Origin of the sequence: Mycobacterium aquaticum (assembly GCF_002086485.1) — a bacterium.
In the GTDB taxonomy this organism is placed as follows: Bacteria; Actinomycetota; Actinomycetes; order Mycobacteriales; family Mycobacteriaceae; genus Mycobacterium; species Mycobacterium aquaticum.
On sequence record NZ_MVHF01000040.1, the window covers coordinates 28619 to 43991 of the forward strand.

General features: G+C 66.8%; 14 protein-coding genes. 4 read left to right on the forward strand and 10 right to left on the reverse strand.

All coding sequences use genetic code 11. The annotated features are described in order from the left end of the window. Positions 1 to 15: 15 nt before the first annotated feature. The 3 genes from BST13_RS28755 to BST13_RS28765 are packed head-to-tail and all read right to left on the reverse strand — an operon-like array spanning position 16 to position 2977. Positions 16 to 921: a universal stress protein gene (locus tag BST13_RS28755; RefSeq protein WP_083168350.1), complete on the reverse strand. Its 906-nt coding sequence runs from the start codon at positions 919 to 921 to the stop codon at positions 16 to 18. 25 nt (positions 922 to 946) lie between these two features. Next, the gene (locus tag BST13_RS28760; RefSeq protein WP_083168352.1) at positions 947 to 1837 is read right to left on the reverse strand and encodes a universal stress protein; all 891 of its coding nucleotides are present in this window, start codon (positions 1835 to 1837) and stop codon (positions 947 to 949) included. A 57-nt stretch (positions 1838 to 1894) separates the two neighbouring features. Further along, the gene (locus BST13_RS28765) at positions 1895 to 2977 is read right to left on the reverse strand and encodes a CaiB/BaiF CoA transferase family protein (RefSeq protein WP_083168353.1); all 1083 of its coding nucleotides are present in this window, start codon (positions 2975 to 2977) and stop codon (positions 1895 to 1897) included. 18 nt (positions 2978 to 2995) lie between these two features. On the opposite strand from BST13_RS28765, the gene BST13_RS28770 reads away from it, so the two are divergent. Beyond that, on the forward strand, positions 2996 to 4672 hold the full coding sequence (locus BST13_RS28770; protein ID WP_083168355.1) for an alpha-keto acid decarboxylase family protein: 1677 nt from the start codon (positions 2996 to 2998) through the stop codon (positions 4670 to 4672). 51 nt (positions 4673 to 4723) lie between these two features. Here BST13_RS28770 and BST13_RS28775 read toward each other — a convergent pair whose 3' ends face one another. The 5 genes from BST13_RS28775 to BST13_RS28795 form a co-directional block, all read right to left on the reverse strand. After that, positions 4724 to 5662 carry an NAD-dependent epimerase/dehydratase family protein gene (locus BST13_RS28775; RefSeq protein WP_083168356.1) on the reverse strand — a complete coding sequence of 313 codons (939 nt, stop codon included), beginning with the start codon at positions 5660 to 5662 and terminating at the stop codon, positions 4724 to 4726. Positions 5663 to 5837: 175 nt separating this feature from the next. Continuing rightward, positions 5838 to 6809 carry an alpha/beta hydrolase gene (locus BST13_RS28780; protein WP_083168358.1) on the reverse strand — a complete coding sequence of 324 codons (972 nt, stop codon included), beginning with the start codon at positions 6807 to 6809 and terminating at the stop codon, positions 5838 to 5840. A 599-nt stretch (positions 6810 to 7408) separates the two neighbouring features. Next, positions 7409 to 7552, reverse strand: a complete 144-nt coding sequence (locus BST13_RS28785) for a zinc-binding dehydrogenase (RefSeq protein ID WP_083168359.1) — start codon at positions 7550 to 7552, stop codon at positions 7409 to 7411. A 164-nt stretch (positions 7553 to 7716) separates the two neighbouring features. Then, complete coding sequence (locus BST13_RS38795; protein ID WP_142282859.1) at positions 7717 to 7962, reverse strand: hypothetical protein; 246 nt, start codon at positions 7960 to 7962, stop codon at positions 7717 to 7719. 60 nt (positions 7963 to 8022) lie between these two features. Continuing rightward, positions 8023 to 9408 (reverse strand): FAD-dependent oxidoreductase, encoded by a 1386-nt coding sequence (locus BST13_RS28795; RefSeq protein ID WP_083168362.1) that lies wholly within the window; start codon positions 9406 to 9408, stop codon positions 8023 to 8025. Between the two features lie 157 nt (positions 9409 to 9565). Here BST13_RS28795 and BST13_RS28800 point away from each other — a divergent pair, with 157 nt between their 5' ends. Continuing rightward, on the forward strand, positions 9566 to 10051 hold the full coding sequence (locus BST13_RS28800; protein ID WP_083168364.1) for a carboxymuconolactone decarboxylase family protein: 486 nt from the start codon (positions 9566 to 9568) through the stop codon (positions 10049 to 10051). Here the strand turns inward: BST13_RS28800 and BST13_RS28805 are convergent, their stop codons facing one another. After that, complete coding sequence (locus BST13_RS28805; protein ID WP_064942269.1) at positions 10052 to 10495, reverse strand: SRPBCC family protein; 444 nt, start codon at positions 10493 to 10495, stop codon at positions 10052 to 10054. A 32-nt stretch (positions 10496 to 10527) separates the two neighbouring features. On the opposite strand from BST13_RS28805, the gene BST13_RS28810 reads away from it, so the two are divergent. Together BST13_RS28810 and BST13_RS28815 are read left to right on the forward strand one after the other, a co-directional pair. Beyond that, entirely contained in the window at positions 10528 to 10875 is a 348-nt protein-coding gene (locus BST13_RS28810; protein WP_083168365.1) for a UBP-type zinc finger domain-containing protein, read from the forward strand. Between the two features lie 233 nt (positions 10876 to 11108). Continuing rightward, a complete protein-coding gene (locus BST13_RS28815; protein WP_083168367.1) occupies positions 11109 to 14378 on the forward strand; it encodes a protein kinase domain-containing protein in 3270 nt (1089 codons plus the stop codon). A gap of 3 nt (positions 14379 to 14381) precedes the next feature. On the opposite strand, the gene BST13_RS28820 is transcribed toward BST13_RS28815, so the two are convergent. Further along, the gene (locus BST13_RS28820; RefSeq protein WP_083168368.1) at positions 14382 to 15359 is read right to left on the reverse strand and encodes a cytochrome c oxidase assembly protein; all 978 of its coding nucleotides are present in this window, start codon (positions 15357 to 15359) and stop codon (positions 14382 to 14384) included. Between the last annotated feature and the right edge of the window lie 14 nt (positions 15360 to 15373).

Here is a 15373-nt window from a genome sequence, read left to right on the forward strand (position 1 = left end):
TTCCGAATGTAGTTACTACTGTCCCGGCAAACTGTCGGTTTCCGCCGATCCGCGCGCGACGATCACCGGCACCCGCACTGATTCGACCACCGTGGCACTGACCGAGCCGAGCATCATGCCGACGAATCCGCCCCTGCCCCGGGAGCCCACGATCACCAGCTGGGCGCCGTCGGACTGGTCCACCAACTGGCGTGCGGGCCGGTCGCGCATCAATTCCCGGCGCACCACCACATCGGGATAGCGCTCACACCAGCCGGCCAACTGCTCGGAGACCACCCGGTCCTCGCGAGGCGTCAGATCGGTCCACTTGACGTCGGGGAACTCGTAATCCACGTCGTTCCAGGTGTGCACCACGACGAGTTCGACGCCGCGGCGCGACGCTTCGTCGAAGGCGATCTCGGTGGCCAGTTCCGATGCGGGTGACCCGTCGACGCCGACGACGACCGGTGCGTCATCCGCCGGATGGGATTCGTCGTGGATGACCGCGACCGGGCAGTGCGCATGGCGCACGAGACTGGAGCTGACCGAGCCGAGCACGCGGCGGGTCCACTTGCCGAGACCCCGGCTGCCGACGACCAGCAGATCGGCGTGGCGCGAGCGGTCGACGAGCGTGCCGACCGTGTTCCCGGATACGACGTCGGCGTCGAGCTGCAGGCGTTCCTGCCCCGCTGTGGACTTGTTGGCGATGTCGCGCGCCAACGCCACGACCTCCTGTCCGCGCTTCTGTTGCCAACCCCAGTAATCGTCCGGCAATCCCATGTCGAGGTATGCGGGCCCGGCGGCCATGGGCATCACATGCAGAAAGGTCAGCGGCACCCCACGCAACGCGGCATCACGGGCGGCCCACGCCACGGCGGCATCGGACGACGGCGACCCGTCGACGCCGACCACGATGCCATGCCGAACCGGCTCATCGGACATGCGAATCTCCTTTCCTCGCAGCGGTTTACGCCTCAGGACTGCGGCAGATGAGCACCGGGACCGAGCTGTGGTGCAGCATGTTCAGGCTGGTCGATCCGAGCAGCGTGCCGACCACGGCGCCCCGGCCCCTGGTTCCCACCACGATCAGTTGAGCATCGGAAGCGTGCTGCAGGAGCGCTTTTCCCGGGGATTCCACTTCCACGAAGCACTTCGCCTCGACCGACGGGTGCTTGGTGTTCTCGGCATCGACGGCTGCAGCCAGTGACACCAGCTCGGCGGCTTCGAGCCCTTCCCAGTCGATCAGGAACGGGATCGTCACACCGGCTGCGGGTGGCGGCGTCAGCGACAGCGCCCGCACCGCGGTGAGGTTCGCACCGAAGCTGTCCGCGAACGCGAAGGCCACGGCCAATGCCGCAGCGGCCGCCGGGCTGTCGTCGACTCCCACGACGACACGGCCATCCCCCGGCGTGACCGTGTCCCCGCGAAACGCGACCACCGGGCACGCAGCCCGCGTTGCCACGGCCAGCGATACCGAACCCAGCAACAACGCAGCCGCCGGCGTGACCGATTTGCCGCCCAGCACCACCAACTGCGCCGTCTGGCTCGCCGCGACGAGCGCGGCGTCGGCCGGTTCGTCCACCGAAGCCGTCGTGACCGTGAGCCCCGGCCGGTCCGACCGGACCGCGTCGGCAGCGGCCTTGAGGTACAGATCGGCCGAATCCCGCTGGTAGGACATCATCGCTGCGGTCATGGCCGCCGCCGTCTGGGTCAGATGTGCGCCGACGGTCGGCAGCGCATACACGATGTGCAGGGGTGCGCCGAATTTGTCAGCGACACCACCGGCCCAGCGGGCGGCGTCGACCGCCGAGTCACTGCCATCGATTCCGACCACTACCGGCTTGCTCGAGGAAGTCATACCTCGATACTGGCCGGTGATCGGCAGAATCTGCAGGGCCGAAAGTCCTCTGGCCGGTCAGGTCCAGCCGATGTCCGCTATCGCGGTGGTGCCCTTCGGCGGTGTGCCGGGGGTTGCGGCGGGCGTACGGGAGAACCGGGGCGCCGGTGCGGCCTGGTCGACGCCGTCGACCGACAGCAGCGTCGACCGAGCCCGCAGGTGCTCGTTGTCCGCGGCCTCACCCCAGGTCAGGACCGGTGTCACGCAGGCGTCGGTGCCTGCGAAGATCTTCGTCCATTCGTCGCGGGTCTTGGTGGCGAAGCGTTCGGCGAGGATCGCCCGCATCTCGTCGTACCGGGCCAGTTCGAACTGTCCGGGAATCTCCTCGGCCGACAGCCCGAGCCCGGCAAGCAGCTGCGCGAAGAACTGCGGTTCGATCGAGCCCACCGCCATGTAGCCGCCGTCGGAGGTCTCGTAGGTCCGGTAGTACGGCGCACCGCCGTCGAGCAGGAACGACTCCCGCTCGTCCCGCAGTGAACCGGTGGCCCGCATGGTCCACATCATCTGCGCCAGCATGCTGACACCGTCGACCATCGCCGCGTCGATCACCTGGCCCTTGCCGGACTTCTCCCGCTCGTACAACGCGGTGACGATGCCGATCACCACGAGCATCGATCCACCGCCGAAGTCGGCGACCAGGTTCAGCGGCGCGACCGGCGGGCGGTCGCGGTAGCCGATGGCGCTCAGTGCCCCGGTCTGCGACAGGTAGTTGATATCGTGTCCCGCCGTCTGCGCCAGCGGACCGTCCTGGCCCCAGCCGGTGATGCGGGCGAAGATCAGCCGCGGGTTGACGGCCTCGCATTCGGCAGGCCCGATCCCGAGCCGCTCACAGGTGCCAGGACGGAAACAGTCCAGCAGCACATCGGCTTTCGCGGCCAATTCGAGCAGCTGGTCCGGTTGCGCCTTGACGTCCAGATCCACGATGCGCTTGCCCCGGTGCAGCAGGTCGACATCCTCGGCGGGCATGGTCAGCCCGCCCGGGCGGCGTACCCGCACCACGTCGGCCCCCAGATCGGAGAGCATCATCGCCGCGTGTGGGCCGGGGCCGATACCACCGAGTTCGACAACTCTCACGCCATCCAAGGGGCCGCTTTTGGTCATGCGAGGCACACTAGCGGCATGTCCGAAAACGCCTACACGGTCGGTGACTATCTGCTGGACCGCCTCGCCGAACTCGGGGTGACCGAGATCTTCGGAGTCCCCGGCGATTACCAGCTGGAATTCCTCGACCACATCCTGGCCCACCCCCGCGTGCGGTGGGTGGGTGGCGCGAACGAACTCAACGCCGGATATGCCGCCGACGGGTACGGCCGGTTGCGCGGCATGGCGGCCCTGGTGACGACATTCGGCGTGGGCGAACTGTCGGCCGCCAATGCCGTGGCGGGCAGCTACGCCGAGCACGTGCCGGTCGTGCACATCGTCGGCGCCCCGTCGAAGGATGCGCAGGGCGCGCGCCGCATCGTGCACCACACGCTCGGCGACGGCGATTTCGACCATTTCCTGCGGATCAGCCGCGAAATCACCTGCGCGCAAGCCAATCTGGTGCCAGCCACGGCGACGCGGGAGATCGACCGCGTGCTCTCGGAGGTGCGTGAGCAGAAGCGCCCGGGCTATCTGCTGATCGCCACCGACGTCGCCCGCTTCCCCACCGAACCTCCCGCCGCTCCGCTCCCGCGCTACACCGCAGGCACCAGCCCGCGTGCACTGACACTGTTCACGGCGGCCGCGGCCGAGCTCATCGACAACCACCGGATCGCGGTCCTCGCCGACTTCCTGGTGCACCGGCTGGGTTGCGTCAAAGAACTCAATGCGCTGCTGGCCGCCGACACCGTGCCACACGCCACCCTGATGTGGGGCAAGAGCTTGGTCGACGAGAGTTCACCGAACTACGTCGGCATCTACGCCGGTGCGGCGAGCGAGGATTCGGTGCGCGAGGTGATCGAGGACGCGCCTGTGCTGGTGACCGCGGGCGTGCTGTTCACCGACATGGTCAGCGGGTTTTTCAGCCAGCGCCTGGACCCGGCCCGCACCATCGACATCGGCGTCAACCAGAGCGTCATCGCCGGGCAGGTGTACGCGCCACTGGACATGTCCGCCGCGCTGGAGGCCGTCACCGCGATCCTGTCCGAACGCGGGATCACCTCGCCGGAGCTCCCGCCTGCACCGACCCGCATGCAGACCCAGGCACCGGGCAGGGACGCGACATTGACCCAGGAAGCGTTGTGGGACAGCCTTTCTCAGGCCCTCACGCCGGGCAACGTGGTGCTGGCGGATCAGGGCACGTCGTTCTACGGCATGGCGGGGCATCGGCTGCCGTCGGGCGTGACGTTCATCGGCCAACCGCTGTGGGGGTCCATCGGCTACACCCTGCCCGCCGCACTGGGTGCCGGGCTGGCCGACCGCAGCCGCCGCACGGTGTTGCTGATCGGTGACGGCGCAGCACAATTGACGGTCCAAGAGCTCGGCACCTTCGGCCGCGAAGGGTTGGCGCCGGTGGTCGTGGTGGTCAACAACGACGGCTACACGGTGGAGCGTGCCATCCACGGTGTGACTGCGGAGTACAACGACATCGCCGCGTGGCGCTGGTCGGACCTGCCCGCCGCGCTGGGGGTCACCGATGCCCTGACCTTCCGGGTGACCACCTGCGGCGAACTCGCCGACGCCCTCGCCGCGGCGGCCGCCACGGCTGACCGCATGGTGTTCATCGAGGCGGTACTGGCCCGGATGGACATCCCGCCGCTGCTGACCGAACTGGCGCAGTCGGCGTCGGAGGCCAATTCCCGTGGGGCGTCGTAGCGACTGCCGGTGCCGACTGGAGCGCTGCGTGGATGTCCGCGCCGCGGTCGTCTACTCGAGTTGATCGTCGGAACGACCACGAATGACTGCCACACCTTCGTGGTAGGTCGTCACCCGAAAATCGGGGAACGCCTGTTTGAACTTGTCCGAGACGAAAATGTTGTCGACGGCGTAGCGGGGTAGCAGCTCCCAGAGCTCGCGGGCCCCTTGGTTGAAGAGGCGGGCCACCAGGAAGACACCCTTCGGGGTGACCGAGTAGTCGATCTTCCGCCCCCATACATCAGAGGCGATGCCGAGCAGCCCCTCGTAAGTGACGCGATCGTCGTCGCAGGGCAGATGCCAAGTCTGGCCGTAGGCCGCCGGACTGTTCCCGATCAGTGCCATGGCGTGGCTGGCGTCGGGGGTCCAGATCAGCGTACGGAGAGTATCCGCACGCAACGGCACTCGCGCCTTCTTCCCTGCCTCGATGGCGTCGAACACCAATGCGTTGGTGAAGCTCTGCGTCTTGCCAGGCCCATAGAACTCCGGCGCACGACAGATGACCGCCTCTACGCGGCCACCCGCTATGGCCTTGAGGAGCATGGTCGTGATCTGCGCCCGCGTCCGGGCCTTGCTGCCCGCCGGTGTGAACGGGGTGTCCTCCGTCTGCGGGGCGCTGGTCATCGGGTACATGTAGGTGTTGTCGAAGAAAACCAGCTTGGTGCCGTGCTTTTCGCACGCGTTGATGGTGTTCTCCATCATCACGGGGAGCTGCTCGGCCCACATCTTCGCATCCGGCGGCAAGCCGACGGTCAGGTAGGCGATGTCGCTGCCGGCGACGGCGGTATCGGTCTCTTTCGCGTGTAGCAAGTTCGCTGTCACCAGCTCGTCGGTGTCGTGGAGCCGCTTCGGATTGCGGCTGACCAGCCGGATATCGGTGGTGTATCGATCGTGGAGCTCGCGAGCAAGCTCAGTTCCGATCTGTCCGTTCGCTCCCAGAATCGTCTGCACGCTACGAACCCTTTCGTTCAATCGTTGTCCGACGCCGCAATGTCCGCAGCAACATCAGAACCATGTGAGCCCGATCGACACTGAAGGGTGCCGTCCAGGCTCTCTACTCATGGATTTGGTCTTTGTTTCGACCGCGCAAGGTCGCCGGGGCAGCGTTCGCGCTGTTGGCCGCGCGCTAGTCGTGCAACGCCGTGCGGAGGGCTTCGACAGCGAGTCGGCGTGCCACGTTCGCGGCGCGTGTGTCACGGAGGCTGTCCAACAGGAGGAAGTCATGGACCATGCCGGCCACTCGGACGGAGGTCACGTCGACGCCTGCCTCGCGCAGCTTGTTCGCATACAGCTCGCCTTCGTCGCGCAGCACGTCAGCCTCGTCGGTGATGACCAGTGTTGTCGGTAACCCCTTCAACTGGTCGAGGGTCGACTGCAGCGGTGAGGCGTGGTGTTCGAGCCGCTGGGCGAGGTCGGTGGTGTACGCGTCCCAGAACCACTTCATGCCATCGCGCGTGAGGTAGTACCCCTCGGCGAACTGCAAATACGACGGGGTGTCAAAGTCCGCGTTCGTCACCGGGTACAGCAGGACCTGGGCCTTGAGGTCGATCCCGCCGCGCTCTTTGTTCATCAGGGCGAAGACCGCAGACATGCAGCCGCCGACCGACTCACCCGTGACCGCGACGCGGGAGACGTCGAGACCGTGTTCAGCGCCGTGCTGCAGGATCCACTGACCCACTGCGTAGTTCTGCTCGACTTGCGTCGGGTACTTGTGCTCCGGTGCGCGGTCGTAGACGGGGAAGACTCCGGCCGCGCCGGCGCCGACGACCAGCTCGCGGAACAGGCGATCGTGCGTCTTGTCGTCGCCGAAGACCCAACCCGCACCGTGGATGTACACCACAACGGGAAGCGCCCCCGTCGTGCCCTTCGGACGAATGATGCGGGTCCGGACGGTGCCCCACTGTCCGGCGTCTACCTCCACCCACTCTTCGTCAACCTCGGGGCGTGGCACGCCCTCGCCACTCTGCAACTCAAGGAGAATTTCGCGGCCACGTTCCGGGGGGAGCTCGTAGATCCGCGGGTGCGGATCCGTGGCCTTGGCGAGCGCCGCGGCAGCCGGTTCGAGATACGGCTCGATGGGGGGAGGCATGTCAGGCATCGGTCTGTCTCCTTTGGTGGGTAAGACGGCAACATTCCACGCTAGTCACGCCGATGGCGGCACCGAAAGTGAAAAGTGGCCAACAAGTTGTGAGTACCGGCCATGCGCTGCCGTCGCACAAATTGGTGCGAGATGGTTGGGCTTCGGAAGACCAAAGGGAGCGAACCATGTTGACGAATTCCTCGACCCACACATTACGGGGCACTCCGTCGTTCCTTGGCGACCTCACGCGTCGGGTGGTCGCCGCGGACCCGGCGAATCGTCTTGAGGTCATCAACTCGATGACGGGCGGCGTTCTGGGCGACGTCCCGCGCTCGCCTACGCCGAGGAAACCTTCGGCCCGCCGACATGGCTCGATGCCGGCCGCTACGCCCGGATCGCAACAGCCGCAATGCGACTGCTGCGCCGTATCCCCGGCGTCAAATGACCAAGGCTCTGTTCGTCGTCGCCGCGACCGGACGGCACAGCCGGGGCCGAACCGTCAAAGCACCGCAGGCACCGGTTCGCTGAAAGATAGCTGGGCCTAGTCGGCAACCGCACTTGGCCGAAGTCATGAAACCGGCGGAACTGCTACTCGGTGAAATCGCCTTCGATGTACGTCAACTGACCCGGCCTGACGGGTAGAGGATCAACTTTCCCGTCATCCGGTGGCTTTCACTGAGGCTGACTGCTTCTTCCAGCCTCGTCAGCGGAAGACGCTGTGCGATATTCACTTCGAGCTGGCCTGCGGCACCCGCCGACATCAATCGTTCTAGACGTCGGCATGTGGGATTGCCGAGCCTACAATCGCAATTGTGGAGCGAGGACTATCTGGCAATCGGCTGGATTGAGACCGATGCTCTGAACGTTCCCCCGCACTTCGCTTGCTTTCGGCTGCGGCGTAGGCAGTTCGATCAGTTCTAGCTGTTCACCTGTAGCCCAACTGCGCTGCGCCATCGCCTTCATTCCCGAGCGCCTCGCTGCGTTCCTCGTCTCCAGTCGTGCGATCGACAGCGACCTTGGCGCACGAACCCTGGCTGACCGGCTGGCGGTGTTGGCGCAACCCGTTCATTTCATCTACGGTGCCCGCGATCAGCGCGTCGACCCCGCGGCATTCGCCACGCTCGGTGAAGTCTGCGGCATCAAGGTAACCGCGCTGGCCGAGGTGGGCCATACCCCGATCTGGGATCAACCGGAGGCCGTGGCGGCCGCGATATTTCAACCTTGCGCAGGCCTACGCCGAGGCCAGTGATTCGGGCCGCCCCGCGACAGCGTGCGCCTGCCGGTGCCGACTGGCCTTCACCACGCGTCCGACAAAACCAGGCCGCAGCAGTCGCGTGGGGCCGTCGATCATGCCGACCACTCGCAAAAACTGTTGGGCGACATCAGGATCCGTTTCGGCGGCGGTCATCACCTTCTCCAGGTAACCGTTGCTGATCCGCATCGACAGTGGCCGCGACCCGGCCACCTCGGGCAGCGCCAGATCCGAGCCCACCGCCGTCTGCCAGGCCACCCGTACCTTCTTCGCGCCGGCCCGGTAGAAACGCCGGGGCAGATTCCGGGTGCCGCGACTCAGGCAGTCGCGCAGCACCAGGGCCTCGACGGCCGCGATCGTCATACCCTGCCCGTAGATCGGGTTGAAGCTGCACACCGCATCACCGCATACCAGCAATCCGTCCGGAACCCGGTGCATGGTGTCGTAGCGGCGCCACCGGTTGGAGGGCACCCGGTAATGGACCACGTCCCCGAGTGGTTCCGCGTTCCGAACCGCGTCGAGCAGCGCCGCGGGCGCGAAATCCTCGATGAATTGCAGCATCTCGGCCAGTTGCCGCGGGGGTTCCAGGCCGGCCATCCCGCCGACGGCGAACATCCAGGTGTCGTTCTCGTATCCGATCAGACCCAGCATCCTCGGACGGCCCGCCACCGGCATCACCGCCGTGAAGTACTGCGCCACCACACCTTTCGGAATACGTAGCAGCTGCGCGGCATAAGCAAGCTGAACCATCAGCTCGTTCTGGCGCGGCCGTCCAAAACCCAACTCTTCCAAGAAAACCGGGGTTCGGGATCCGCGCCCCGTCGCGTCGACCACGAGATCGGCTGTGAGCGCCGACTCACGTCCGGCGCTCCGGCAGGTGACCCGCGCGCCGGTGACGCGGTCCCGCGCAGACGTCGCGGTGAGCGCGAGCAGATCGTGACCGTCCAGGGTCGTGACGATGGCGATGTCGCGCACCCGCCGACGCACGTCGCGTTCCAGCAGCGGCCGACTGGGGTACTGCATGGTGATCGGGTCGAGGACCGATTTTCCGGACCGCACCATCTGGTGCCCGCCGATCGAGATGGACAACTTGGAGAAATCGCCGTCGCACCAACTCGGAACGCCTTCGGCAGCCAGGTCATCGAGAAAGGACGGGAACAACTCGTCGAGGATCTGCGCTCCCCGCGCGGAGAGCGCATGGATGAGCCTGCCCTGCGGAACCCCACGCCGATGCACGGGGTCATCGCCCAGCTCGTCGCGCTCGACGATGGTGACAGTCTCGTAAAAATCGGAAAGCACCCGCGCGGCCAGCAGGCCCGCCATGCTGCCTCCGAGAACCAATGCGTGATCGCCGAGATTTTCCATGGGATACCCCTGGTGAGCTGGACGAATGGGCCCCTGGAATTGTCCGGCGCACAGGCGGTGGCGCAATAGAGTAGCCCGCTACCTCACTGGTCGATGTCACATACCGCCGAGTCGCGGTGTCTAGAGGACGTAAGCCCGATCGACGAAGGAGCGCACCATGGATGCCCGACTGAACATCTTCGAAAACGCGACCGCCGCCAAGATGATCAAGCACGTCACCTCGGCAGGCAAAGTCGTCACGACCTCGACTTTGCCTGAGGCAACACAACAATTGGTGGCCTTGCGGATCAGCCAGATCAACGGCTGCGCGTTCTGCACCGACATGCACACCAAGGACGCCACGCTCGCCGGGGAGAGCCCGACCCGGCTTCACCTGGTGGCGGTCTGGCGGGAGGCCACGGTCTTCACCGAAGCCGAACGCGCCGCATTGGAATTGGCCGAGCAGGGCACTCGCATCGCCGACGCAGCAGGCGGCGTGTCCGATGAGGTCTGGGCGAATGCCGTCAAACACTACGACGAGGACCAACTCGTCGCGTTGGTGTGCCTCATCGCGTTCATGAACACCGTGAACCGGCTCAACGTCATCATCCAGCAGCCGGCAGGCGACTACCAGCCCGGACAATTCGCCGCGCAGGCGTCCTAGCTAGCCGCCTTTCTTGACCTTCAACACCTGCTTGCGCAGGCCGTCGGTGGCGGTTTCGGTGCCGCCCTTCATGGCCCGCTTGAGAATGAAGCCCGGCAGCGGCACGGCCAGATCGATGGTGATGTCGAACTTGACCCTGGTCTTGTCGCCGTCGGGCGTCAGGGTGTAGCTGGCGTCCTGCTTCTTGAGCTGCGTGGCCCGGATCAGCGTCCAGCTCACCTTGTTCTCGGCCCAGGTGTATTCGATCACCTGGGTGTCGGTGATCCCGGCGGCCTTGATCGTCATCTTGACCCGACGCGGCCTGCCGTCCTCGTAGGTGTCCATGACCTCAGCGCTCTGGTACTGCGGAGACCAGGACGGGGTTGCGTCGATGTCGGCGACGACGTCGAGGATCTCCTGCGGGGTCGCTTCGATCACTACTTCGCGGGAATCGCTGGTTGCCATGCGGGGAGGGTACTCGGACTACGCTCGCCGACATGACCAGTGCCGTAGATCCGACCGTGCCGCCCAGTGGCGCCGGATGTGTGGAATGCGATGCAGCGGGCGGTTGGTGGGTGCACCTGCGTCGGTGTGCGGCGTGCGGACACATCGGATGCTGCGACGATTCGCTCTCGCGCCACGCGTCGGCGCACTGGCAGGCGACCGGTCACCCAATCATCCGCTCATTCGAGCCGGGCGAGGACTGGTTCTGGGATTACTCGTCCAATCGGTACTACGACGGCCCTGAACTCGCCCCGCCCGAAAACCACCCCACCGACCAGCCCGTGCCAGGGCCCCAGGGCCGCGTGCCCGCCGATTGGGTGCAACAGCTGCGCGCCCGCTAGGACATGCATCACTGAAATCGCTTGCCGCACAGGCATTTCACAGCCGACGACGGATGCTCGGTGAGTCCGGCGGGCAACTCTGCCACGGTCGGATCGGTCCAGGCGAGCTCACAACCGACGCACCGCAAATCGGCTCGACGCAGTGCGTCAACGGTTATGGTGCGGAGGGTTTGCCCGCGCTCCCGGAGATATGCTTGCAGCTGGGCCGGCGTCTCGGATGAATCGAGGTAACGATGGCCGATGTCGATCCGTTCGCGACGCAGCACGATGTTTCGGGCTCCGTCACGGCAGATCTGGCAGCGGCCGGATTCGAAGACGCCGTCGAGATCGGCCGCGGTGGTTTCGGCGTCGTCTACCGGTGCACCCAGCCCTCGCTTGACCGCACCGTAGCGGTCAAGGTCCTCACGGCCGACCTCGACGAGGAGAACTGTGCGCGGTTCTACCGCGAGCAGCGTGCGGTCGGCCGGATGACGGGACATCCCAACATCGTTTACGTCCTCGAGGTGGGCACCACCGACAACGGCCATCCCTACCTCGTCATGCCGTACCACCCCCGGGACTCGCTGCACTCGCGGATCCGCGGGCATGGTCCACTTCCGCTCAAAGATGTGTTGCGGCTCGGGGTGAAACTGGCCGGCGCCCTCGAGACCGCGCACCGCCTGGGCATCGTGCACCGCGACGTCAAGCCGGGAAACGTCCTGCTCACCGATTACGGCGAGCCTGCACTGACCGACTTCGGCATCGCACACGTCTCGGGAGGGTTCGAGACCGCGAGCGGAGTCGTGACAGGCTCGCCGGCCTTCGCCGCACCGGAGACCATCCTGGGCCATCCGCCAACCCCGGCCGCAGACGTCTACGGCCTCGGCGCGACGTTGTTCGCAGCGCTCACCGGTCACGCCGCCTACGAGCGGCGCAGCGGCGAACAAGTGGTGGCCCAATTCATGAGGATCACCAACGAGCCCGTTCCGAACCTCCGGGAGCACGGGATTCCCGAGGATGTCAGCGCGATCATCGAACACGCGATGTCCGCCGACCCGGACCGCCGGCCATCGGCTGCGGAGCTGGGCCACGAGCTGCGTGAGGCCCAGCGTCAGCACAGCTTCGCGGTCGACGAGCTGCCTGTGCAGGCCGAATTGGGGACGGCTGGGTCGGATACGACGTGGGCAGCCGAGTCGCCGTCGGGTGCCCGCCCCAAGGGAAATCTCCCGGCGGAACTGACGAATTTCATCGGACGTCGACGTGCCATCGCCAAGATCAAGCGGCTGCTCTCGACATCGCGGCTAGTCACTCTCACCGGCGTCGGCGGTGCAGGCAAGACCCGGCTGGCGCAGCGGGTCGCCGCGGATCTGCAACGCACATTCCCCGACGGGGTGTGGTTCGTCGAATTGGCGGAGCTCAAGGACGAGGCCCTGCTCGCGCAGACCATCGCGAGCACGCTCGGGCTGCACAACCGCAGCGGGCGATTGCCCACACCGGCCTTGGTCGAGTACCTGTCGGACAGAAACCTGTTGCTCGTGCTGGACAACTGCGAGCACCTGCGCGACGCCTGCGCGGTGATCGCCGAGGCGGTGCTGCACGGCGCCGCCGGGGTGCGCATCCTCGCCACCAGCAGGCAGGCCCTCGGGTTGACCGGGGAACACATCTTCCAGATCCCGACGATGTCCATGCCCGACGAGGCGCGGCTGCCACCGGAGGCGCTCGGCCAATACGAGGCGGTGACCCTGTTCGTCGACCGGGCGACCGCGGTGCAGCCGGAATTCGCGCTCACCGAGGGCAACGCCGAGACGATCTCGCGCATCTGCCAACGGCTGGACGGCATCCCACTGGCCATCGAACTGACGGCGGTGCGGCTACGCGCCCTGTCCCCCACGGAGATCCTGCACCGGCTCGAGGACCGCTTCCGGCTGCTCACCGGCGGCAGCCCCAGGGTGCTGCCCCGGCATCAAACGCTGCGGGCGTCGCTCGAGTGGAGCCATACACTGTGCTCGGAACAGGAGAGGCTGCTGTGGGCGCGGCTGTCGGTGTTCTCGGGCGGATTCACCTTGTCCGCGGCGGAATCGATCTGCTCGAGCGACGAGCTCGACGAGTGGGACGTGCTCGGTCTGCTGGAGACGCTGGTGGACAAGTCGATCGTGATCGCCGAACAGGTCGGCGATCACCAGCGGTACCGATTGCTGGAGACCATCCGCCAGTACGGACTGGAACGGCTGCGTGCCGACGGCGGCGAACGGGCGCAGCGCAGACGCCACCGAGACTACTTCGCCGACCTCGTCGAACAGGCCCGCGCGAACTGGCTGGGCCCCGAGCAGGCGCGGCGGCTCAGTGCGCTGCAGCACGAACACGGCAACCTCCGTGCCGCGCTCGAGTTCTGCTTCACAGAACCGGACGAGGCCGCACCCGGCCTGCAGCTGGCCAGCGCGTTGTGGTTCTTCTGGATCGCGACCGGGTTGACCAGCGAAGGCCGCCGCTGGCTGGAACGTGGGCTCGGACTGGACAAGCAGCCCAGCGAGATTCGGGCCCGGGCGCTGTGGGTCGCCGGGTACCTGTGCACGCTCGAAGAGAACATCGCCGCAGCCGGGGCGCTGCTGCAGGAGTGCGTGCCGCTCGCCGAGCAGCTCGGCGACGCCGATGCGGCCGCGTGGGCCGTGCAGCTGCACGGTATGACGAAGATGTCCCAGGGCGACCTGCCGGCCGCGCGGCGCCTGCTCGCCGAGGCGCTTGACCTGCATCGCGCCACCGGCAGCAGGCTCGGCACCCTCGACACCAGCTTCTACCTGGTCGGTGTCACCGCGTTGCTCGGCGATACGGAGCCGGCCATGCAGGTCTGCACCGACGCCGTCGCGTTGTGCGACGCCCTAGGCGAGCGCTGGCTGAAGTCGTACATGCTGTGGGACCGCGCGCTGGTCGCGTGGCTGCACGGCGACGTCGCAGGGGCGGCCGACTCGGCGCGAGACAGCATGCGGCTGGCCCGTGAGTTCAGTGAGCAGTGGGTCATCGCGTTCTGCCTGGAGATCCTGGCCTGGGCTGCCGGTGGCGAACCGGTGCCCGAGCGCGCGGCCCGGCTGTTCGGCGCGGCCGACCGGTTGTGGCGGCGGACCGGAGCACCGCTGTTCGGCATGCGCCACCTGGTCTCGGTGCACGAACAGCAGCAGGAGCGGGTCCAGAAAGCACTGGGGCGCAAGGCATACGACGCGGAGTTCGGGCGCGGCCACCAGATGCACACCGACGCCGCGATCCGGTACGCACTCGACGAACGCGCGCCATCGACAGCCGCGAAAACCTCACCGCGGCCGGACAGTGCGCTGACCCGTCGGGAAAACGAGGTCGCCGCCCTGATCGCCGAGGGCAAGACCAACAAGGAGATCGCCGCGAAGCTGTTGATCGCGCGCCGCACCGTAGAGGCCCATATCGAGCATATTCTCGGCAAGCTGGGCTTCATCTCCCGTACCCAGATCGCGGTCTGGTTCGTCGAGCAGCGTGAGAAGAGTTCCGAGGCACCCTGAGCGTCAGCGGCGCCGGAACCGTTGGGACAGTTGCTCGTCGGCTTCCCACCACAGAGCGGGCCGGGCCTGCTCCTCGGCGGCCTTGGGTTGCCCGGATTCGTCTGCCTTCTCGACTTTCTCGGTCTTTTCGGCTTCGGCAGCTTCGGCGCGGTCCAGCTCGGCGTCGACCTCGGCGGCATGCGCCTTCTCGTCAGCCGACAGCGCCCGCATCAACACGATGAGGAACGGCACCCCCAGCACGTCGCCGAGAATCCACAGCACGCCCGCGCCGATCACCTGGTCCATCCGCGCGCTCGGGCCCCAATCCCGGTGCAACGCGGCGTAATACGCAGGAGCGATCAACGGACCGAGCCACAGCACGATGCCGAGGACGCCGTCGCCGATCGACTCCACCACGCTGATCAGCAGGGAGATCAGCTGGGAATACCGCCGCGGCACCGGATCGGCCTGCAGCCGGGCGTAGAAGTAGCCGAAACCGATGGCCACCAACAGTATTCGGGTGGCTTCCGCCACCGCGGGCTGCTGCAGCGCGGCGGTGTACCACGGCGTCAGGTACAGCAGCCACGGCGTTCCCAGCATGGCGATCGACGTGGTGGCCGGATGCAGCAGCACCCGCGCGACCCAACCCGCCAGCAACCGGTCGAGCCTGTCCCGCCCCGCCGGAGGCAGGGCGGCGCGCAATGCGGTGACCGGCGTCGCCGATGCCAGGAAGAACGGCACCACCAGCAGCAAGAGCACCACTTGCAGCGCACGCACCCAGAACAGCACGTACGCGTAGACCCCGATCATGCTGACCGTGGCCAGCAGCCAGAGCAGCGCGGCGACGCCGAAACACCACACGGGCCTGCCGCGCAGACCGCTGCGCCGGACACACCACCCGTAGCCGACCGCCAGCGCCAGAACCACGACCACCGACACCGCATCGAACTGCCACGACGTCAGGACGGCCTGCAACGTCAGGGGCCCGACCTCGGTTCGCATGGGCGACAGTATGC